Raw genomic sequence first — 21,510 nt, forward strand, 5'->3', positions numbered from 1 at the left:
GGGCTGGACTGGGGGGGATTGCAACTGGGCTACTTGTTGCTGCGCGAGGGTAAGTTGGGTTTCCAAATCGTTAACGCGACGGTTAGCAATGGCGAGTTGAGTTTCTAATGCGTCAGATTTTTGTTCGGCAACTAATAATTCAGCGAGGACTTGGGCTTCGGTTGCATCTGGAGCAGGTCGAGTTTGTAAAACTAGTTCTCGTTCGATACTCTTACATAATTCGGCGCGGGCGGTGTTGAGTTCTTCTTGGAGGACAGCAATCCGGTCGAGGTCCCCGGTGCGGCGGTCTTCGAGGGTGGTCAGGTTCGTGCCCTCCGTGACCAGTTGCTCTTCGAGGGCGGTTGCTTGGGCTTGGGTGTGCAGTAACTCAGCGCGCAGTTCCCATAACTGGTTTGCGGCGACGAGGGGCAGGTCATGGTTGAGCCGACCGAGTAGTAGAGCTAGTTGTTCTTGGGCCTGGTCAGCTAGGTCTGTCTGTTCGGGTAACACCTGCCGGAGGTAGGCAAGGAGTTGCTCAAAAGTCTTTTGAGCAGTGACGATATAGGTCTCGAACTCAGCTCCATCCATGCTCCCCACTCCCTAATAACCATACTTTTCTAACAAGTCAGTCAGGTCAATCACTTGTACCCGGTTGTCGGCGGTAGTCTGCCAGAGGGTCTCAAAATTTTGTCGATACGTCTCAAGCTCGCCTTCCTCCCAACTCCCCAAAATCCGCACCGGCTGGTCTTGGGCAGCGTAATAATACAGTCCATCGCCGGAGTCATCTCCCAACAGCGCGATTTGATAGGACTGAGACAACCCCACCCCTAGACGCAATTGCAGATGCCCCTCCGCTCTTGCCCAAGCTAAGGCATTAGTATCAAAACTGGGTTGCTCTAGGTCCGTACAAAACTCGGTGAAGAATACCTCCAACTGCCCCGGTTGCTCCAGACAGAGGACGACCCGCGCCTGGAGCCGTCCCAGGTGCGGCAACAAGTCCTTCAATACCCCCCTGAAGTCGCTCGTGATCCAGTCTAGGCGGACGGCTGTGGGCAATAGGTCCCTGAGGACTGTACTGGTTTGGTCGCGGAGCCGGAGGGCGGGACGGGGCCGGATGACCCCCACCCTGCCCAGAGTCAAACCTTGGAAGTTGGCCCAACCCATGGGCGTCTGGGCCGTGAAACTGCCTTCACTGAAGGGCGGGGTCCAGGCGAGTGCTTGCGCCTTGGGGTTGGCCCATACCACTTGGCCCATTAACCAGAGCGGTTGGTCCCAGGTCTGAGCTGCTGCCATCAGACAGGCGGGTAAAGCGAGTTGGTGTTGCTCGGCTAATTTTTGGAGTTGGGTCAGCCCTGGTTCGCTCAACAAGCCCGCATCCGTGAGGAGTTGCTGGGCAATCCGGGTTTGTACCCGGTCCTCCGGCCCATAAAATTCCCCCGCCTCAAGCCGAAACTCCGTTGTTCCCAGCGCGAACCACCACCAGTCCCCCACTTCGCCGCGCAGGTCACCGAGGGTCCCGTGGGCACAGAGTCGGTCTAGCAATTGTTGTTTTTGCACCAAAGAGGCCCCGTCCCAGACCCGGCCCGTCCAGCCCTGGGCCGTTGCCACCAGCAGGCCCAATAGGTGTTCGGGTAAGGCCGTGCACGCGTCTTGGGAGTCCACATCAAATTCTGCCAGGAGCCAGTGGCTAAAGCCGTCCCGGTGGGAAGTATCCATGCCCATGAGCGTCACGGGTACGGTGAGGGCGTTGGGCAAGACATCTAGCTCCACGACTAGCCCGCAGCGACAATTAGCCCCAGTATGCCCCATGCATCCCCGCCGTAACCGGGGGTGAGGCGGGTAAATAATTACCTAAGTTGATGATCCCAGCCCCAATGGGACCTACACTCGGTTTAGGGACTCACACTACCCTGGGGCTTTAGTCAATGTTCTGGACCCGATTCGCAAGTGCTGTGATTGCCATTGGGCTTGCGCTCATCAGCATTGCTTTGGGCGGGGCTTGGCTGATGGTGGCCCTCGGTATTTTGATGTACTTGGGCCTTAAGGAATACTTTGTTATGGTCGAGGCTGAGGGCTATTTACCCTCCCGGCGTTTGAGTACGACTTTGGCTTTGAGTCTGTTGGTCGTACAACAATTTTTCCCACGTTTTGTTGAGGGGGGATTTCTGTTAGCTGGGTCTTTGATTTTTTGTTATTTACTCTTTCGTCCGACGGCGGCGCGGACGGCGGATATTGCAACTTCTTTGTTGGGGCTATTTTATGCCGGGGTTTTTCCTAGTTACTGGTTGCGGTTGCGGGGATTGGAGGGGGGCGATAAATTTATGTTATTGACTTTTTTGTGTATCTGGGCGGCGGATATTGGGGCTTATGTGGTGGGGAAGAGTTTTGGCAAGCTCAGCCTTTACCCCCGCGTCAGTCCAAAAAAAACCCTGGAGGGTGCGGTTTTTGGGATTGTCGCTAGTACCGGGGTAGGTATGATCGGTGGGGGTCTCTTGGCCTGGGACTTGGGCTTGGGATTCTTGTTTGGGTTACTGGTGGGGGGGACGGCTCTCCTGGGTGATCTGATTGAGTCGTTGATGAAACGCTCAGCCCGACTTAAGGACTCTGGCAATATCATTCCCGGTCATGGGGGTATCTTGGACCGTTGTGACAGTTATATTTTTACGGCACCTTTAGCGTTTTACTTTATCCTGTTGGCTTTTGGTTCCTAGAGGTTGTGCGTGACCCACATCTATGGTTCGCTCTGGTTTATCTCAACATCCCCAACAGCCTACGAGGGCGGGAGGGTAACTTAGTCGGTTTAATTGCTATTTGAATCGTCCAACTGTTTATCACACCCCGCCCTCTGACCGTCTTCATGATTCCCGTAGGGGAACGCCGCGCTTACCCTCTTCTCTGTTCTTCTTGAACACTGACTCATGGGTAAGGCATGGCTCTAGGGGAGCTTGGGTAAATTCCAGGTGCTTTGAACCTGCTCATAAACAGTCTGGGGTAATTGGATTAGGACGGGCTTGGACTCGGGGTCGAGCCAAGCGAGGAGTGGGTCCATCGTTGTACTTGCCATGGCGGTACAGCCCACAGTCGGGCTACTGGGGGAACGCCAGAGATGCATAAAAATACAACTCCCGCCTTGGGGGATTGCTGGGGCGACGTTATGGTTAACCACGACCAAACGCCGGTAAAGGTCATCCTCGCGCCGCATTACTTCGGCTGAGGTCCAGGGAATGGGGATGGTCAGGGGCACAATCTGGTTATAGAAGTCAGAATTGCTATCGTCCACACAACGGTCCTCGGGCTGGCTCTCCCGGTAGGTCAGGGCCGTCAGAGGTTTGGTTCCATAGCCGTAGGCTCCCCCCAGACTGAAAATCCCGGCGGGTGCCCGTCCATCACCTTCTTTTTTTAGCGGGCTGGCTGGCTTGGGTAACGTGTGTAACCCCCGCCCCCAAGCTAAACCGCTCTGTCCTAAAACCACAGGCCGCTGCTCGCCCATCTGCACCCAGCCCTGCTCCCCGCGCACAAAACGGTATAGTTGCCCCTGGGTCTGGTCCCAGTCCTTGGCCACCACCACCACCGCCTGGGTACTCTCCCTCGGGACTTGAGCCGACACCGGAACTAAAAAAGCTAACCCTATCCAACCCAACCAACGGACCATCCGCATTTCACCGCGCCTGAGATAGCTATTGTCGAATTTTATCGGGTTAATTGCACCGTCTAGAGCAATTAACTTGTGCGAAATTAACTCACCACCCGGCCCTGTTCGAGGTGAATAATCCGGTGGGCGGTGCGGTCTAAGAGGGTCTGGTCGTGGGTGGTGATAATTATGGCAACCCCGACCGTGTGGAGTTGGTGGAGGATTTCGAGGACCATGGCGGTGCTAGTCGGGTCTAGGTTGCCGGTGGGCTCGTCGGCAAGGAGGAGTAAGGGGGTGTGGACCACGGCGCGGGCGATGGCGACCCGTTGTTGTTCGCCCCCCGATAGTTGCTCTGGGAAACAGTCGGCTTTACTTTCCAGACCGACAATTTTGAGGGTGGGCCAGAGACGGCGGCGGATCTCGGGGCGACCATAGGCGAGGGCTTTGAGGACAAAGGTGATATTCTCCGCCACAGTCCGGCGCGGGAGGAGCTTGTAGTCTTGGAAGACGACCCCAATCCGGCGGCGTAAATTGGCTAAGGCATGGGAGCGGAGCGTGGCAACAGGTTGGCGGTCTACCCAGACGCGGCCCGCTGTCGGTTTCTCAGCCCCGTAGAGCAACTTGAGTAGCGTGGATTTACCCGAACCGGAGACCCCAGAGATCCAGAGAAACTCGCCCCGGTTTACGGTCAAGTCCACTTCTTTGAGACCCTGGACGCCATTGGCATAGGTCTTAGATACACCTTCCAAACAGACTAGAGCTGTAGTTGCCGCCGCTGGGACGGGCAGGGCCGGGGTCAATAGGTTGAACATCAATCGGAGACTCCACGGGTAAAAAGGACCTGGAGCGCGAATTGGGGCAGGGCCAACATCCGCCGCCAACGCTGGGGTTCTTGGTAGAGCCGGTATAGCCACTCTAGAGAGTTCTCCCGGAAGAGGCGGGGTGCCCGTTCTTTGGTCCCCGCCCAGACATCAAAACTCCCGCCCACCCCGATCCACACCGCTTGAGGCAAAGCCCGCCGCCAGCGTTGGATCAGGTATTCCTGTTTGGGGACCCCCAGGCCCACCAAGACCAGGACGGGCCGGGTGCGTTGGAGTTCCGCTAAGACTAGGGGTTCCTCGCCGGTCTGGAAATAACCATCGCGATAGCCGACCACCTGCAAATTCTCAAAACGGGTCTGCCACTGTTGGGCCACCTTTGCTACGACGCCCGGACCCGCTCCCAATAGATACACCCCCTGGTCAGGGGTAAGCCGGGGCAACAGTCCTTCCACCAGTTCAATCCCTGGGCAACGGTCCACCCGTGCTCCTTTTAGCCCCAAGGCCCAGACCACCCCGGCACCGTCAGGGATTACGAGGTCGGCCTGTTGAATGAGTTGGGCTAGCGGGGGTTCTTGACGGGCAAGCATCGCCATCTCGGCGTTAAGCGTTACTACATGCAGACTTTGACCCTGCTGCAACTGCTCCACCAACCAGCCGCGATAGTCCAGCGACAGGTGAACCGGCAGACCCAACACACTATTTTTGGTAAGTACGGTCACAGACGTACCGTGAGGTTTAGCTCTTAATAAAAGCACGACTTCGTTACGGGGAGCAACGGCAAGCACCGTCCACTCCCCCGTCCACCCCACACCTGAACTACTGATAGTGTGGTCTTACCCATTTGTCAAGGATTGACCACTAGATTAAGGCGGGCTATCCTATATGAACTTGAAATTTCATCAGGAACTGCTGTGACTAATATTCGCCCGCCGAGCGATTTTCCCGAGAACGCGCCCTGTGCCAACCCGGTTTTCTTCAGGACCTACAGTCGGCGGGGTTTGGCAGGGACGGCGAGTCGGGAGACTTGGGCGGAGGTCTGTCAGCGCACCGTAGCGGGCTTGAGTCACTTGGGGCAGTTCACACCTGAGGAAACGGCACTCGTCGCCCGGATGCAACAGTCCCTCAAGGCCCTCCCCTCGGGGCGTTGGCTCTGGGTGGGCGGCACGGGCTGGATTGAGCGGGCCGAGAATTTTTCGGGTTCCTACAATTGCACCTCAACGAATGTGGTGGATTGGCGGGCTTTCGGGTTGATGATGGACCTCGCCATGATGGGCTGTGGTACCGGGGCGGTCCTCGAACCCAAGTACATCGAACAACTCCCCCCCATCTGCAATCACCTCACCGTCAACCTGCTGGGAGCCATCGGCACTACGCCCCCGGCTGAGCGTCAAGAGGAAACCCGCGTGACCATCACGGGCCAAGCGGTCCAGATCCAAGTCGGGGATAGTCGGCAAGGTTGGGTCCAGTCCTACCAGACCCTCCTCGAATGCGCCAGCGACGAAAGTTTCAAGGGTGAGGTCCAAATCTCCGTAGACCTCAGCGATATCCGTCCCAGCGGCGAGACCCTCAAGGGCTTCGGCGGGATGGCAAATCCGATTAAGTTACCCGAACTCTATACCCGCTGTACGCGTATTCTCAACAAAGCTATCCACCGCCGACTCAATTCAATCGAGTGCTGTTTACTCATTGATGAAGCCGCTTCTTGTATCGTTGCCGGGAACATAAGGCGTAGCGCTGGGATGCGTCAGTTCAACAGTAACGACACGTTGGCTGCCACGGCTAAAGATAATCTTTGGGTCCAAGATACAGAGGGGAACTGGCGGGTAGATGCAGAGCGTGATTCCCTACGGATGGCGAACCATACCCGTGTTTATCATCACCGTCCCAGTCTTGAAGAGTGTGTTGAAGCGGTTAAGAAACAGTATTACTCGGGGGAGGGTGCAATTCAGTGGGCCGGGGAAGCGGTTGCCCGTGCTAATCACGATATTTTGACTACGCCTGAGTTGAAAAAATCCTTTCTTGAAGCCTACGCCCAAGGAAAGGCAGCAAACTGGATTCAAGAACACAAACCTACCACAAGCTCCAAGGAGGTTGAACACCGTTTGGAGCGGTATGGTCTGAATCCCTGCGGGGAGATTTTAGGTGCTAATTTTCACTGTGTATCCGGGGAGACGATGTTAATTGTCCGTGACGGAATGCACTGGATTGAAGACCTTGTGGGACAGGTTGTAGAGGTATGGAATGGGCGGAGTTGGAGTCGCGTCGTTCCAGTTCAAACGGGTCAGGGGCAGGAATTGTACCGCGTTCGGTTTAACGACGGAACCCATCTGGATGTTACGGAAAAGCACCGCTTCTTTGTCAAAGACCGCTTTGGTAAAGCGTATCTGGAATTGACTACAGCGGAATTGGCAGAACGTATTCAGACCAGTGAATATCTGCTCCATACCGAGCCGTTCGAGATTGTTTATCAAGATGGTAAATTCGTCCCGCCTGTCTTGGCCTATACCCTGGGTCAATTGGTAGGTGATGGTTCGGTTTGTGGCTCTCAAGGTAAACCGCAACTGCAACTCCGGCTCTATGGAGTGAAAAGCAACAAAGTACCTGTTCTAGCAGGATATTCTTCAGGAATACAACGTTATTACACAGCGTCGAAACAAACCCCCTGTTTGGTCTACTCTGGTTTTCATCACGACTTTGATCCACGCCATGTCCGGCAATTAAAAGATACGGCTGCTTCCTTAGCGGAGCTTGCGAGTTGGGACCGTGAATCTATCCTTAACTTTGTGGCAGGGTTGGCGGATGCGGATGGTTCGGCGGTACCTTCGGGCGGAATTCGTATCTACCTCTCGGATTATGAACGGGCCTACCGAGTTTATCTGCTCTTGATTAAGTGTGGGATTCGGTCTTCCATTAACTGGGCAGGGAAAGCTGGCGAACAAACTAATTTGGGTACGCGTAAGAAGGATCTGTGGTATCTGCAAGTGACCGATTGTGCCGCAATTCCCTGTCAGCGATTGGATACAAGTCGTGGTCACAAACCCCAAGCTAGGGATGAGTGGCAGGTTATTCGTTCTGTAGAGCCGCTAGTTGGACGACATAACACGTTCTGTTTCAATGAGCCGGAATATCACAAGGGTGTGTTTGGCGGGACGCTCACAGGACAATGTAACCTTTCTGAGATCCACCTCAATCAGATTGACCCCGGTGATGAACAAGCCCAAACTGATGCCTTCAAAGCAGGGGCATTGTCAGTAGTTGCTCTGTTGAATCATCATTTTCAAGAAGAGCGGTATCAGTATTCACGGTCTATTGACCCGATTGTGGGGGTTTCGTTTACGGGACTGTTTGATTTCTTTGTACAAGCCTTTGGGGTGCGGTGGTTGCATTGGTGGGAGACGGGACGACCCGCGACCGATGAAGGAATCAAGTTTAAGGAACAAGAGACGCGTTACTTAAATAGTTGGCGTGAAACCGTTAACCAGACCGTTTGGGAATACTGCGACCGCCATGGACTCAATCGGCCCAACCGTTGTACGACGACCCAACCCGCCGGGACCAAGAGCTTATTGAGTGGGGCGGCTCCCGGTTGGCATCCCCCCAAGGCCCAACGCTACATCCGGCGCATTACCTTTGCGAAAAATGACCCCGTGGCCTTGGCCTGTCTGGATTTTGGTTACAGTGTCGTCCCCTCCCAGGCAGACAAAGACGAACAGGGTAAGCTCTTGGATGACCCCTTCGATCCCCGGTGTACCGAGTGGTTAGTCGAGATCCCGGTGGAAGTACCCTGGGCGAACCTGCCGGGGGCCGATGAGATTGTGATTGAGAAATTCAGTGCCTTGGCGCAGATGGATTTTTATATGCAAGTCCAACGCCACTACACCACCCACAACACCAGTGCCACGATTGAACTCAGGGAAGACGAGATTGACGCGATGGGCCAGCGTATTTTTGAGGCTATCCAACAGGATGAGGGGTATGTGAGCGCGGCTCTTCTGGCTCGTTTCGATGCGCCCTTCCCGCGTCTGCCCTTTGAGAAGATTGACCGAGCGACGTTTGAACAGTTGAGTGCTGCCGTGTTGCACCGTAAACAGACCGCTGATTTTGCCGCTGCGGTCCTACAGTACGATTTAGGCTACCTCATGACCGAGGGTCCGGCGGGTTGTGACGCGCTGGGTTGTCTGTTACCTGAGCGCAAAAAAAATTAGGCAGTCGTGGCTAGCCATCCCTATTAAATATCGGGCCATTATCGGCCCATAGATGCTGGCTCAGCGAACCCAGAAGCCCGTGTACCCGCAGGACGAACATCGCGAGTAGATTACCACTTGCCTTCGGTAGAGCCGGTGGCCCCTTCTACGTAGAAGTTGTAGCCGCCGGGGACCCGCACCGCCACGAGCACGGCCCGTTGCTTGCCGTTGCTGATATCGGCGTTCCAGGTCTCGGGTTTGTCAGAGACCTTACTAAAAGTATTCACCTCGGCTCCCGAACCTAGAGCGGCTTGGGCATAGCTGCCAGCGGCTTGGAGGAGGTCATTGGGGGTGGGCTCGGTATCTAAAGCCTTGGGGGTCAGGGTATAGCCGAGGTCTTCACCTTGAGATTGGAGTTCAGAATAACTGTCCGGGGCGACTTCTTTATCTTCAGGACGAGGCGGTTGAGAAAACATAACACCACACAATCAGAGCACTCTCAACTTTACCGTAGATGTTTTCTAGAACACATCTGTTATGGGGTACAGAAGACCCCAGGGCAGTACACTAAATCCTTAAGCGTGTCCCATACCCAATGAACCTCGCAACCCTGCTCGACCGTGTGGCCCAAGAGTTTCCCGAACATCCGGCTCTCGTCACACCGGACCAGACCCTCAGCTATCGTCAGTTACAGCAGCAGAGCGCGGCCCTAGCTGGGGGCCTGCGAGACCTGGGTATCCGGGCTGGGGACCGGGTGGCAGTGATGCTGCCCAATATTTTGCCGTTCCCGGTGACGGTGTACGGACTCTGGCGACTGGGGGCTGAACTCGTCACCCTCAACCCCCTCCTAAAGCCCCAAGAGGTCGCCCATATCCTTCAGGACAGCGGGGCGGTGGCCTTGGTGACCTTGGGTCCTCTATTGGCGGCACTGCAAGAGGTACTCAAAACGTTCGGGGGTTTGGTCATCCAAGTAGGGGACCAAGACCCGGTGGCCCTCCCCTACAGCCGACTCCTCACCCAACCGCCGCTGCTACGCCCTCATCCTGTTGCTCCTGAAGATGTAGTGGCAGTCCTCTATACCTCGGGAACGACGGGAAGGCCCAAGGGCGCGATGTTGACCAGTCACAACCTGGACTATGATTCGGCGGCGGCGGTGGGGACCGTCGGGGTCACACCCCAAGACCGGCTCTACTGTGTGTTACCGCTCTTCCATGCCTACGCCTTAAACGTGGCTCTGCTGGTGTTTCTCAGGGCGGGGGCGAGTGTATTTCTTGAGTCGAGGTTTGTGCCGGGGATTACGCTACGCCATCTTGCTGAATTTAACTGCACAGTTTTTCTAGGCGTACCGGCGTTATTTGGGGCCTTACTCACGGCGGCCCAAGGGGTGAGTTTGGCGGGTCTGCGCTTCTGTATTTCCGGCGGGGCACCACTCCCGGTGGAGACGCTCCGGGCTTTTGAGGCGAAGTTCCAGACCTTGATTATCGAGGGCGATGGTCCGACGGAATGCAGTCCGATTACAACCCTCAATCCCCTGAGGGGCCAGCGCAAAATCGGCTCAGTGGGCCTGCCGCTTCAGGGCCAGCAGATGGTCATTGTGGACCCCGTAACTGACCAAGTAGTGACCGTTCCTGGACAGGTGGGTGAGATCGTGGTGCGTGGACCCAATGTCTTCAAGGGCTACCTCAACCAACCAGAAGCTACGGCCCAAGTCCTCCGCAATGGCGGCTATCACACTGGAGATCTAGGTTACTTAGATGAAGATGGCTATCTCTTCATTGTGGACCGACTCAAAGACCTAATCCTCGTGGGTGGCTTGAATGTTTATTCTCGGGAGGTCGAAGAAGTGATCCACCAACATTCAGCCGTAGTTGAAGCCGCCGTGGTCGGGGATTTTGATGCGGTGAAAGGCGAGTCAGTCCATGCTTTCATCCAACTCCAGCCCGAAACTAGCCTCACCTCCCTCCAAATTATTCAGCACTGTCGCCAATTCCTGGCTGATTACAAATGCCCACGCCAAGTAACCTTCCTCCCTGAGCTACCGCGCTCAGCTACGGGTAAAGTCCTCAAACGAGTCTTGAAAGAAGGTTTGAAAGGCCATTCTGTGACGGAACTAACGTGAATCTTCAGATTTTCAGGATGCCGTCAGAGTATACTTTAATCGCCCTGGCCTCACAGAGCAGAATCCGACAGAAGATATCTGGAAACATGGTAAAGCTTCATCCGGGAGCGTTGGCATCTATGCAAATCTTTTTCAGCGGTTAAGTTTATCTTTGAGTGGGGACTAAAGCATGAAGTCTTTGATTTTCCCGAGTTGCAAGAATACAAAAAAATGCTACGCTTTACGTGAGTTTACTATATCCTCAATGGGAAGATGTGAAAGCTTGTTTTGATAAGTTACACCCTTTGTTGTAGAAGTCAATTTTTTGTGTCCCTTGGTTAGGGATGTCTTGGTCCGCTTGCCAAAAATTCCGAGACGTGGGTACTGGATAGAGGCTAAGCGGAGAGGGGGTGGGATATCCTAGAAGAAGCAAGGGTAACCACCATGATTCCGACCGTAATTGAACAGTCCTCGCGGGGCGAACGCGCTTTTGATATCTTTTCGCGCCTGTTGCGGGAACGCATCATCTTCATTGGCACACCGATCAACGACATGGTGGCTAACGTGACTGTGGCCCAACTGCTTTTCCTAGAAGCTGAGGACCCTGAAAAAGACATCGCTATCTACATCAACTCCCCCGGTGGCTCGATCACCGCTGGTATGGCAATCTACGACACGATGCAGCAGATCCGGCCCCAGGTCTCCACGATCTGTGTAGGGCTCGCGGCCTCCATGGGAGCCTTTTTGCTAGCGGCAGGTGAAAAAGGCAAGCGGTTCACCCTGCCCAATGCGCGGGTAATGATCCACCAACCTCTGGGTGGAGCCCAGGGTCAGGCGACAGACATTGCCATCATGGCGAAGGAAATCCTCTATATCCGCGCCCAATTGAATGATCTGCTCGTCCAACACACCGGACAATCCCTAGAGCGCATCGAAAAGGACACCGAGCGTGACTTCTTCATGTCCGCTGATGAAGCGATGGCCTACGGGTTGGTGGACCAAGTGATTGTCCAGCGGCCCCCAGCGATTGCCCTAACTTCTAGCATGCGCTAGATGCTGACGGTCGAGGAGGTCCAACGACTGGTCTTGGCACAAGTCCAGGTCGGCTCCGTTGAGTCGGTAGCAGTGGAACTGAGTCTCGGACGGGTGCTGGCTCAGGTGGTCAGCACGCCCCAAGACATACCAGCTTGGGCTAACTCGGCAATGGACGGCTATGCGGTGGTCTGTAGTGATTGGACGACGGACCCTGAACCCGTGCTAGTTGTCGTTGAGGAGGTCCCGGCGGGGAAGGTCCCGCGACGAGTCCTCACCCCCGGTCACTGCACCAGGGTCCTCACGGGGGCAATGTTGCCCACGGGGACAGAAGCCGTAGTGATGCAGGAGCGGACCGAAGAACTCGCGGATGGACGGGTGAAATTTCGGTATCCCCCGCAACGGGGTCAATTTATTCGGCAACAAGGCGAGTTCCGGTGGGCGGGGGCGGTCTTAATTGCCCCTGGTACCCCGCTTACCCCGGCGGAGATTGGGATTTTAGCAAGTTTGAATTATGCCCAGGTGCAGGTACAGCGTCCGCCTTTAGTGGCGATTCTCTCCACGGGCGATGAATTGGTGCCCCTGGGTCAGACGCCCGCTCTGGGTCAAGTCCTTGACAGTAATCAGCCAATGCTTACGGCATTAGTCCGTGCCGGTGGGGGAACCCCCTGGAACTTGGGGATTGTGCCCGATGACCCGGTGGCCTTGGCGGAGGTTTTGACGAGAGCAAAGACAGCAGATTTTATCCTCTCCTCCGGTGGGGTCTCGGTGGGGACCTATGACTATGTGGAGCGTGTCCTGGATGAGTTGGGGGCGCAAGTGCTCGTCCGGCAGATGAACTTGAAACCGGGAAAACCCCTTACCTTTGCCCACTGGGAGCAGGCTTGTTACTGGGGGCTACCGGGGAACCCAGTCTCAGCGTTTGTGGGTTTTTGGTTGACGGTCTATCCGGCGTTACGTAAAGCCCTAGGCTACTCCGAGCAAGACTGGCTTTTACCTGAAGAGCAGGCGGTTTTGATGGGACCGCTCAAAGCAGGGGGGGACCGCCGCCATTACCTGCGGGGCCGACTCCATCAAGGTCAATTCCAGCCCTTTGGTGTGGATAACTCAGCTAATTTTGCTAACTTGAGTGGGGTCAATGCCTTTGCCATTCTGGAGCAGGGCCAGACCCTAGTCCAAACTGGGGATTCGGTGCGGGTGGTCGCCCTACCGTAAAATTGCGCCTGAAACCCCGTACTATTGGACCATGCAGCCTTTTATCCAGTTACACATTGCCGATGTCTCATTGCGGGTGCGCTTCAGTGTCGTCGAGGCTGTGCGCCTAGATACTGACCTGCGCGAACTGATGGAGCGCATCAAACAGGCCCAAGCCAACCGCAAACAACCCCAGGCCGCCGTGGAATATCGCCAGCGCGAACCGATTTTCGTGGAAGTCTATGGCAATCCCAACCTCTGGCCTAGTCCTTTTGCCGCTAAAGTCCTTGTCACCCTCAAGAGTACTGAAATCCAAGTTAGTGGCGAAGCCGAGTTGACGCGCCTCCTCGAAGATGTGCAGGAATTCCTGGTCGCTAACCGTCCTTAGCCGCAAATAGGTCAGCTGTCCTATAGACCCGGCGGGTGGATGTGCTTAGGTTGTGGTGTGTCCACCTAGAGAAACCTATGTTCCTGCCCATCGCCGCTACCACCCCCGGTGAAGTGAACATCCTGCTGCTGCTGCTTATCCAGATCAGCATCATCATTGCCCTCTCGCGGGGAATGGGGCTGTTGTTCAAGAAGATCAACCAGCCCTTGGTCATCGGTGAGATTGTGGCCGGGATTATGTTGGGTCCCTCGTTTTTTGGACTGTTGGCCCCGGACCTATCGGCCCAGTTATTCCCGCCTGTGACCGCGCCCTACCTCAATATCTTGGCGCAAATGGGGCTTATCTTCTTTATGTTCCTGGTGGGGTTGGAATTCAATAGTGAGCATCTGCGGGGAAAGGGTCAAGCAGCGATGGTCGTCTCCCATGCCAGTATTGTCGCGCCCTTTTTGTTGGGGGCACTGCTGGCGTTGTATCTCTATCAATCCCTATCTAACGACACGGTTCCTTTTATCTCCTTTGCCCTTTTTATGGGGGCGGCGATGTCGGTGACGGCTTTTCCGGTACTGGCACGGATTTTGACGGAGCGCAACTTACATAAAACCTATTTGGGCACGATTGCCATTACCTGTGCGGCGGTGGACGATGTGACGGCGTGGTGCATGTTGGCCTTCGTCATCTCGGTGGTGCGCTCCGGGGATATGCTGGCGGCCTTGCCGACGACGCTATTGGCTGTGGTCTATATCGCTTTTATGTTGACGGTGGGACGGATGCTCCTCAATCGTTTAGCGGACTATGTGGAGGCCCAGCAAAACGGCAAGCTTACACAACTGATGGTGGCAATAATTTTTGTGGGGATGTTGGTCTCGGCGATGATTACCGAGCTTATTGGTATCCATACGGTTTTTGGAGCATTTTTGTTTGGGGCGGTGATGCCCCAGCGTTCGGTCTTTGTCCGGGACCTAGCCGAGAAAACGGAAGATTTTACGATTGTCTTTTTGTTGCCGATCTTCTTTGCTTACACCGGACTCAGGACACAGTTTGGTCTACTTAACGACGGGGCACTCTGGCTCGACTGTGCCCTAGTGGTCTTCGCGGCGACCCTAGGTAAGTTTGGTGGCTCGACCTTGGCGGCAAAACTCTCGGGTCTGAGTTGGCGGGAAGCCTCGGCCCTGGGGGTCCTGATGAATACGCGGGGTCTGATGGAGCTCATCATCCTCAATATCGGGTTGGATCTGGGGGTAATCTCGCCTGCCCTCTTCGCCATGATGGTGATCATGGCTCTGGTGACGACCTTTGCCACTACCCCGGTCCTGAACTGGGTCTACCCCCAACGGCTCTTCGGTGAAGAAGATGCCCTGCCCGTGGCAACTGACCCTACCTATGCCATCTTGGTCCCCGTGGCGAATCCTGACTCTGAGCAGGGTTTAGTCCACCTAGCGGTGGCCCTCGCCCGTCCTGAGGGTCTGGCAGCCCGTGTCTATCCAGTTAATCTAGTGCGTTTGGGGGATGAATACACTTACACTGACCTCCCGGAGCGGGTGACTGCCATGCTCAGCCAGAGTCAAGAACGACTGGCTGTTTTGGTGGCGGAGGTCCAGAGTCCCATCCTCCAGCCGATTAGTCAGATGAGTGAAGATATCACCACGGACCTCTGTCGGTTAGCAAAACAGACCGGGGCAGATCTTGTATTACTGGGTTGGCACCGTCCCGGCTTCGTGGCGGACCCCTTGGGCGGTAAGGTCCGCCGCGTCCTGGAGACCGCGCCGACGGATGTGGCCGTTTTTGTGGACCGGGGCTTGAACCTGGGGACCGGGAGTCGGCTGGTCGTCCCCTACGGCGGGACGGTTCATGATCTGTTGGCCCTAGAATTAGCTCCCCGGCTGGCCTTGGGCCATGGAGCTAATCTGACGGTCCTCCAGACCACCCCCTTCAGCCGTGAAACCCGCGATCTGATTGCAGTTTTCCAGGAGCGGGTGAATTTGGAGTGTATCGCTTTCAATCAGGACCCCGTGGAAGGGCTGGTTGAGGCTTCCCGACGCGCCAGCCTCTTGGTGATGGGGACTAGTCCTCAATGGGGAACTGAACGGCATCTTTTTGGCCCGACGCCCGATGAACTGATTACCCGTTGTCAGACCTCGCTCTTGATTGTCCGGCATCACCGCAATGCCACGCCCCACCTCGAATCCCTGCTCACCAGTACGGTCATGCCCCCCGCCTTGGTAAGCCCCCGATGAAATTTACCCCTACCACAACTGTTCTTTACTATGTCGGTATGACCGGGTTATTGATTGGCTCATTCACGGCAATTGTCAATTACGGGACGGCTCACCTCAAGGCCCCCCAGAGTATCAGTGGTAAATACCGACTAGCCATGAACCTGAGTTGTTTGGGGCAAGCTCCGCCGCTCTTGGTGATTGGACAATCCGGGAGTTACCTCAATGCTGACCTGTTGGCAAGTGATAGCCCCAAGGACCGCCTCAGCCGCGCCTTCAAGGGTAATGGCACGATCCACGGCAAGATTGATGGTACAGACTCGGTTAACTTGACGGGTAGTATGAGGTGTCCAGGGGCGCAACCCGTCACGGTCGCCGCCACCTTCCAGCAAGGCAAGGTCCGGGGCACCCTTGCGTTTAAAGATCAGGTAATCCCCTTCTCCGGTCAGATTGAGCCGACTTGACCCAGACCATCGCTTACCCTGGGGAAGTGCCTGGAGTAGATATGGAACTCACGGGAGCGGTGGTTGTCATCACGGGAGCTTCAGCGGGGATTGGTCGCGCTACGGCCCTCGCTTTGGGTCAGCGTGGGAGCCGCTTGGTCCTGGCGGCACGCACAGAGTCCGCCCTACAGGAAGTTGCTGCTGAGGTTGAGGCCGCCGGCGGCTCAGCCCTCGTCGTCCCCACGGATCTGCGCGATCCAGTCCAGGTCAAAGCTCTGGCCCAACAGACCCTAGCCCACTACGGACGGGTGGACGCGCTCATCAACAATGCGGGCTACATCGAATACGGTCCCCTCTCGGAGGTCACGGAAACCCAATTACGTGAGCAGTTCGAGGTAAATGTCTTTGGATTATTGCTGTTGACCCAGGGCTTTATCCCGACTTGGATGAGCCAACGGCAGGGCCGGATCATCAACCTCAGTTCAATTGCGGGGGTTTTAACCCTGCCCTTTGAGGGGTTGTACCATGCCAGTAAGTACGCCGTGGAAGCTCTCAGTGACGCACTACGCATGGAGTTGGCCCCATTTAATATCCAGGTCTCCGTGATCCAGCCTGGTCCTGTTAAAACTAACTTCTTTGACCGCGCTCAAGAGACGATGGCCCAACTCATGCCGTCGTCGCCCTACCGCGCCATCCTGCCCAAAATCCAGTCTCAACTCAGCAGCTTGGCCCAACAAGGGGTTGCGGCGGAGGCGGTTACGGAGGCTATCCTCAAAGCTTTGACTGAGGACACGCCCCAGGACCGTTATGTGGTCTTCCCTGGCGGGTCGCTCTTGCTCGGGACCGTCCGTAACTTGCCCACCTCCTGGCGGGATGGCCTCCTCAAAAGTACCTTTGGCCTAGACCGCCCGCTTTGATGAGCACTAATTAGAAGACGAATCCTTCTAAAGGCGCAAACCCTTGTCGTTGGATGTTCTCGGTGATGGTGCGCGGGTCCAGGAATTGCAGGAGGTAGTCTGGTCCTCCGGCCTTGGTCCCCAACCCGCTCAACTTAAACCCGCCGAAGGGTTGGCGAGCGACAATGGCCCCGGTGGTGCCCCGGTTGATGTAGAGGTTGCCCACCTCGAAATCGTCTTGGGCCAGCGCGATGTGAGAGGGCGTGCGCGAATAAAGTCCCCCAGTCAGGGCGTAGGGCGTACCATTAGCAATCTCTAGAGCCTCGTGAAAAGTCCCGGCCTTAAGGACGGTCAAAATAGGACCGAAGATCTCCTCCTGGGCTAGGGGTGCGCTGGGCTGGACCCCGGTGACGATGGTGGGTCCGACGTAATAGCCCGGGCTGGGCGCGGGGACCTGGAGGACGACTTGACCCTGGGCAGGAGCCTGGGCGATGTATTGCTCAACCCGCCGTTGGGCGACTTCATCAATCAGAGGGTTGATGCGATGGGTGGGGTCCGTGGGGGGACCGATAGTCAGGGAACGGGCCGCCTCGACTAACCGTTCGACAAAAGCATCATGGATGGCAGCAAGAACAATCACCCGCGAACAGGCCGAACATTTCTGACCGCTGTACCCGAAGGCCGATTGGAGGACCCCCAGCACGGCTTGGTCTAGGTCCGCACTGTCGTCCACAATGATGGCGTTTTTGCCGCCCATCTCGGCGATGACCCGTTTCATCTGAGTCTGACCGGGTTGGAGTTCCGCGCAGGTCTGGTAGATCTGGCAGCCCACCTTTTTTGACCCGGTGAAGGCGACGATGGCGGTCAGGGGATGGCGCACTAGATAGGCTCCGACGAGTTCCCCGCGACCGGGTAAGTAAGTCAAACAGCCTGGGGGTAGTCCCGCCCGTTCAAAGAGTTGGTGAATCAAGTAGCCCACGACCGAAGACTGCTCCGAGGGCTTGAGGATGGTGGTATTGCCCGTGACCAAGGCGGCGGCGGTCATGCCTAAGGGGATGGCGAGGGGGAAGTTCCAAGGCCCAATCACAATCGTCACGCCCCTGGGCCGATAGTGGTAACGGTTGGTTTCCCCAGCGACCGGCTGGTTCTGACCCGGTGCGAGGCGGAGCATCTCTTGACTGTAGTAGCGACAAAAATCAATCGCCTCTGATACCTCAGCATCGGCTTCACGGGCGGGTTTCGCCACCTCTAGCATCAACCAAGCGATGAACTCAAACCGGCGGGCTTCCAGTTGGTCTGCGACCCGTTCGAGGACTTGGGCGCGGTCAGCGGCGGGAGTTTTACGCCAAGTTTTGAAGGTTTGGTGGGCCAGTTGAAGGGCTTGTTCGGCTCCCGGCTCGTCACTGTAACCAACCCAGCCCACCACTTCCTCGGGGTTGGCGGGATTCACTGAGGCAACTGGGGGCGTTGCCTTCCCGATACTGGGACGATAGGTCTGACCAAGGGCGAGTTGGACTTGGCGGAGGGCCTGGGCTAGCTGTTCGCGGGGGAGGGCTTGGGCGAAGTCTTGGTTCGCACTGTTGACAAAACTGGGAATCGTCAAGGGGGCAAGGGATGAGGGGCTGGGTCGGGGCGGCTCCAGGAGATGCTGGGTATCTTTTTCGAGACTCTGGCGGAGAAAAGAGGTGTTCGCGGTATTTTCTAGTAAGCGGCGGATTAAGTAGGCCATCCCCGGCAAGAGTTCACCGTAGGGACTGTAGACCCGGACCCGGTGTTCGAGTCCTGCCACGGCTTGGGCATAGCGGTCCGCCATCCCGTAGAGCATCTGGACCTCAAACGCCTGGGTCGGGACTTGGTACTGTTCAGCTAGGGCTAGGGCGTTTGCCAGGGAGCGGACGTTATGACTGGCAATCGCGGTGTGGACGTAGGCGTGGTTGCGTAACAGCAGTTCGGTAATCCGCTCAAAGTTCTGGTCAGTCTGGGCTTTGTCGGTGTAGACCGGGATGGGCCAGTGTTCCTGGCTCGCTCGGATCACCTCTTGGTCCCAGTAGGCTCCTTTTACTAGGCGCACCATAACCGGGGTACCGCGCCCCTTCGCCCAAGCCACAATCTGTTCAGCATCCTGGTAACTATCCTTAAGATAGGCCTGGACGGTCAGCCCCAGCCCGGTCTGCCCCCGGAATTCGGGACTCATCAGGACCCGTTGCACAATTTGGTAGGTCAGATCCTTGTAGGCGTACTGTTCCATATCCACATGGAGATAGCATCCAGTCTCCTTAGCCCGGTGTAGAATTTGTCCCAACCGTTCACTCACGACCCGCTCGGTTCCCACCGGATCAAGGGGGTCGAATTGGGAATAGAGCGCACTGAGTTTCACTGAGACACTAATGCGGGGTAAGTCCTCTCCGTCGGCTTGGTCAATCAGGTCTAACTTGCGCCACTGTTGGGCGGCTTGGGCTAGTTGAGGCATCAGGTCGAGATAACGTTGCAGGTAGCCTAGGGCTTCTTTTTCCGAAATCACCGCTTCGCCCAGCAGGTCTAGGGAAAAGGCTAGTTTTTTCTTGCGTAACTGTTGGATGGATTTGAGGGCTTCGGCTACAGTCGCGCCACAGATAAAGCGTTTCGCCAGTTGCTCCGCCCCCATGGTCATGGCGGTAGCGGCGGTTTGGGCAGGGAGGGTGTCGGGTTTGGTGAAGTTAATGGCTTTTTGGAGAAGGTCGGGCAGCGGTAAACCCCGTTGTCCCAGATATTCCTGCATATGACGGGCCACGGCGGGCTTGTCGGCTAGGGCCGGGAGACAGTCCACCAACCGGAACAACTCGACGCGGATGCGTTCGTCCGCCATCGCCCATTCCATAATCTTGTCGTCCCACCAAGACTTCTGGAGGAGGGCCGCGATGCCTTTGCCGCCGCTACTTTGTTGCAAAACATAGGTACCCAGGGCATGAATCCGGGCTTCGAGTTCGGGCTGAGTACTGGGACGGGTCGGGGTCTGGGTCATCGTTCGGTTCCGTGCTTAACCTCACTTTAAATCTTATACACGTACTAAACCAGTGTAATTTACGCACTGGGCAAATTTCTAGTTATTAGCTAACCGCAAATACGTTCAACTTCATTTCTTATAATTGGTGGTAGAAGTGGCCTCAGCTTACTTAGCGTGACGGTTTCACCGATTAGATTTTCCACAAAAGAGACGATGATTAGCTCTTGTATTTGATCGCTACCCGTTATAATTCCTTCCTCAAGATAGTCGAGCAATGGTCTTAGTAATGAATCGAACTGAGGACCTTGCGCTTCTTTAATTACAGATCTAGTCACATCGCCCATAAAAACGTTAGGAAGGAGATCGTCATTTTCTTTAATGTGTTCATCATACAGAGGCTTCAGACGTGGAACACGTTGTAATAGCTTCTCAATGAATGATGAATTAGTTTTCATTTGTTAGTTTCCTTGTAACTTCCCGGTAGAGGTTTTTCAGTAAGAAAAACTTGATAGAGGGCGGAACTCAGGGCGGCTAATTCGCGCTCACGTAACGCTGGTTTTTGTGCTTGGTCACTGGGGTAGTAGCTCGCCGCCTCGACGGTAATTACGGTCAGCCCTGCGCGTTGTCCGGGAATAGCGCGGGGTCCCCACTGGCCCAGAGAAGTCCCGCCCTGGATGCGGCCCATGGGATAGCGCGTAATCGGGCGGCTCGTCAACCAGTTCCCCGGCACCCGTGCACCTCGGGCTTGGGCATGACGGGCCATGGTCAGGGCCAGGGTATCGTCCTGTTGCGTCTGCGTACGGTAAAGCTGTTGCTGGTCCGCCGGGGTATCCTTGGCCCAAGTCTGGGGTGCGGCGTAGATCCCAGCGGTGGCCTGTCCTCGTTTCAGCGGTCCCTGGGGGAGGCGGTGGGCGTGGAGGCTAGCAATCCGGGTCGGAGCAAAGCGGGTAATCAGGTCCATTAACAGGACATTTTCGGGTAACAGGGAGCGGCCCAGACGGTCGTGGGGGGTGAGTTGACCGGGGGCGGGGAAGTTGCGGTTGGGGTCTAGGCCCCGGACATAGCGGCCCCGGTTGGAATCCTGGGGTCCGCCCACCCCGCCCGGTTGCAGCCGTTGGGTACGAGCTAGGGCGTAGCTATCGGGAAACAGTACCGGCACAATCAGGACTGAGTAAGCGGGCGAGGGACCTTTTTTCAGTTCAGCAACCAGATTTTGTGCCACTTCGACTGCCGATTGCTCAGAGCCATGGACCCCACCGATCACCAGCGCGCGTCCCGCCCCCGTACCCTGGAAGTAGTGCGCGGTAATCGGTCGTCCTGCCCTCGTCGTCCCCAGGGTACCGGACCATTTCGTAACCACATTGCCGTTGACCAAGACGCAGGCGACCATCCCAGGACAGCTATGGGTCGTAACCTCGACGGGCACTGGCGCGAGTGTATCCACTTTGTCTGCTGACCATGGCTGAATTATCAAGAGCGACGTAAAACCCCTAGCTTCAGCTATGGGGCTATAAGCCGTATCAGCCAAAGGCGCATAGGATATCTAAGCGACAACTTTCAGCTTAAATAAACTATAACAGCAGTATGTTAGTTCTTGAGTCAAATTTAGTCGCCACCCCTGAGCAGTTCGCCTTAATTGATGAGGCGA

At 56.1% G+C, this 21,510-nt stretch carries 18 protein-coding genes; 9 read left to right on the forward strand and 9 right to left on the reverse strand.

Annotated features, from left to right (window positions below; genetic code table 11):
• Both HFM78_RS02535 and HFM78_RS02540 read right to left on the reverse strand, forming a co-directional pair.
• Nucleotides 1-567, reverse strand: a 567-nt coding sequence (locus HFM78_RS02535; protein WP_287127845.1) for a hypothetical protein, incomplete at its 3' end; no start/stop codon positions are given.
• 12 nt (nt 568-579) lie between these two features.
• Nucleotides 580-1,749: a hypothetical protein gene (locus HFM78_RS02540; protein ID WP_287127846.1), complete on the reverse strand. Its 1,170-nt coding sequence runs from the start codon at nt 1,747-1,749 to the stop codon at nt 580-582.
• A gap of 155 nt (nt 1,750-1,904) precedes the next feature.
• Between HFM78_RS02540 and HFM78_RS02545 the strand changes: the two genes are divergently transcribed.
• Nucleotides 1,905-2,690, forward strand: coding sequence for a phosphatidate cytidylyltransferase (locus tag HFM78_RS02545; RefSeq protein WP_287127847.1), 786 nt, complete (start codon nt 1,905-1,907; stop codon nt 2,688-2,690).
• A 224-nt stretch (nt 2,691-2,914) separates the two neighbouring features.
• Here HFM78_RS02545 and HFM78_RS02550 read toward each other — a convergent pair whose 3' ends face one another.
• The 3 genes from HFM78_RS02550 to HFM78_RS02560 all read right to left on the reverse strand — a co-directional run bounded on the left by HFM78_RS02550 (nt 2,915) and on the right by HFM78_RS02560 (nt 5,150).
• On the reverse strand, nt 2,915-3,631 hold the full coding sequence (locus HFM78_RS02550) for a L,D-transpeptidase (protein ID WP_287127848.1): 717 nt from the start codon (nt 3,629-3,631) through the stop codon (nt 2,915-2,917).
• 83 nt (nt 3,632-3,714) lie between these two features.
• Nucleotides 3,715-4,422, reverse strand: a complete 708-nt coding sequence (ftsE, locus tag HFM78_RS02555; RefSeq protein ID WP_287127849.1) for a cell division ATP-binding protein FtsE — start codon at nt 4,420-4,422, stop codon at nt 3,715-3,717.
• Nucleotides 4,422-5,150, reverse strand: a complete 729-nt coding sequence (locus HFM78_RS02560) for a WecB/TagA/CpsF family glycosyltransferase (RefSeq protein ID WP_287127850.1) — start codon at nt 5,148-5,150, stop codon at nt 4,422-4,424. The genes ftsE and HFM78_RS02560 overlap by 1 nt, the downstream gene beginning before the upstream one ends.
• Before the next feature lie 192 nt (nt 5,151-5,342).
• On the opposite strand from HFM78_RS02560, the gene nrdJ reads away from it, so the two are divergent.
• Nucleotides 5,343-8,636 carry a ribonucleoside-triphosphate reductase, adenosylcobalamin-dependent gene (nrdJ, locus tag HFM78_RS02565; RefSeq protein WP_287127851.1) on the forward strand — a complete coding sequence of 1,098 codons (3,294 nt, stop codon included), beginning with the start codon at nt 5,343-5,345 and terminating at the stop codon, nt 8,634-8,636.
• A 110-nt stretch (nt 8,637-8,746) separates the two neighbouring features.
• Here the strand turns inward: nrdJ and HFM78_RS02570 are convergent, their stop codons facing one another.
• A complete protein-coding gene (locus HFM78_RS02570; protein WP_287127852.1) occupies nt 8,747-9,091 on the reverse strand; it encodes a hypothetical protein in 345 nt (114 codons plus the stop codon).
• A gap of 119 nt (nt 9,092-9,210) precedes the next feature.
• Here HFM78_RS02570 and HFM78_RS02575 point away from each other — a divergent pair, with 119 nt between their 5' ends.
• The 7 genes from HFM78_RS02575 (at nt 9,211) to HFM78_RS02605 (ending at nt 16,900) form a co-directional block, all read left to right on the forward strand.
• Nucleotides 9,211-10,734, forward strand: a complete 1,524-nt coding sequence (locus HFM78_RS02575) for a long-chain fatty acid--CoA ligase (RefSeq protein ID WP_287127853.1) — start codon at nt 9,211-9,213, stop codon at nt 10,732-10,734.
• A 423-nt stretch (nt 10,735-11,157) separates the two neighbouring features.
• Nucleotides 11,158-11,766 carry an ATP-dependent Clp endopeptidase proteolytic subunit ClpP gene (clpP, locus tag HFM78_RS02580; protein ID WP_287127854.1) on the forward strand — a complete coding sequence of 203 codons (609 nt, stop codon included), beginning with the start codon at nt 11,158-11,160 and terminating at the stop codon, nt 11,764-11,766.
• Entirely contained in the window at nt 11,767-12,960 is a 1,194-nt protein-coding gene (gene glp, locus HFM78_RS02585) for a gephyrin-like molybdotransferase Glp (RefSeq protein WP_287127855.1), read from the forward strand. It begins immediately after the preceding gene.
• Between the two features lie 31 nt (nt 12,961-12,991).
• The gene (locus HFM78_RS02590; RefSeq protein ID WP_287127856.1) at nt 12,992-13,327 is read left to right on the forward strand and encodes a hypothetical protein; all 336 of its coding nucleotides are present in this window, start codon (nt 12,992-12,994) and stop codon (nt 13,325-13,327) included.
• A gap of 77 nt (nt 13,328-13,404) precedes the next feature.
• The gene (locus tag HFM78_RS02595) at nt 13,405-15,561 is read left to right on the forward strand and encodes a cation:proton antiporter (RefSeq protein WP_287127857.1); all 2,157 of its coding nucleotides are present in this window, start codon (nt 13,405-13,407) and stop codon (nt 15,559-15,561) included.
• Nucleotides 15,558-16,004, forward strand: coding sequence for a hypothetical protein (locus HFM78_RS02600; RefSeq protein ID WP_287127858.1), 447 nt, complete (start codon nt 15,558-15,560; stop codon nt 16,002-16,004). Before HFM78_RS02595 ends, HFM78_RS02600 begins: the two co-directional genes overlap by 4 nt.
• 41 nt (nt 16,005-16,045) lie before the next feature.
• Nucleotides 16,046-16,900 carry an SDR family oxidoreductase gene (locus tag HFM78_RS02605; protein ID WP_287127859.1) on the forward strand — a complete coding sequence of 285 codons (855 nt, stop codon included), beginning with the start codon at nt 16,046-16,048 and terminating at the stop codon, nt 16,898-16,900.
• Nucleotides 16,901-16,910: 10 nt separating this feature from the next.
• On the opposite strand, the gene pruA is transcribed toward HFM78_RS02605, so the two are convergent.
• The 3 genes from pruA to HFM78_RS02620 form a co-directional block, all read right to left on the reverse strand.
• On the reverse strand, nt 16,911-19,880 hold the full coding sequence (gene pruA, locus HFM78_RS02610) for an L-glutamate gamma-semialdehyde dehydrogenase (RefSeq protein WP_287127860.1): 2,970 nt from the start codon (nt 19,878-19,880) through the stop codon (nt 16,911-16,913).
• An 89-nt stretch (nt 19,881-19,969) separates the two neighbouring features.
• On the reverse strand, nt 19,970-20,317 hold the full coding sequence (locus tag HFM78_RS02615) for a hypothetical protein (protein WP_287127861.1): 348 nt from the start codon (nt 20,315-20,317) through the stop codon (nt 19,970-19,972).
• Nucleotides 20,314-21,306 (reverse strand): M14 family zinc carboxypeptidase, encoded by a 993-nt coding sequence (locus HFM78_RS02620; RefSeq protein ID WP_287127862.1) that lies wholly within the window; start codon nt 21,304-21,306, stop codon nt 20,314-20,316. Before HFM78_RS02620 ends, HFM78_RS02615 begins: the two co-directional genes overlap by 4 nt.
• Nucleotides 21,307-21,510 lie beyond the last annotated feature (204 nt).

It is taken from the genome of Candidatus Cyanaurora vandensis (genome assembly GCF_013285555.1).
GTDB classification, from domain to species: domain Bacteria; phylum Cyanobacteriota; class Cyanobacteriia; order Gloeobacterales; family Anthocerotibacteraceae; genus Cyanaurora; species Cyanaurora vandensis.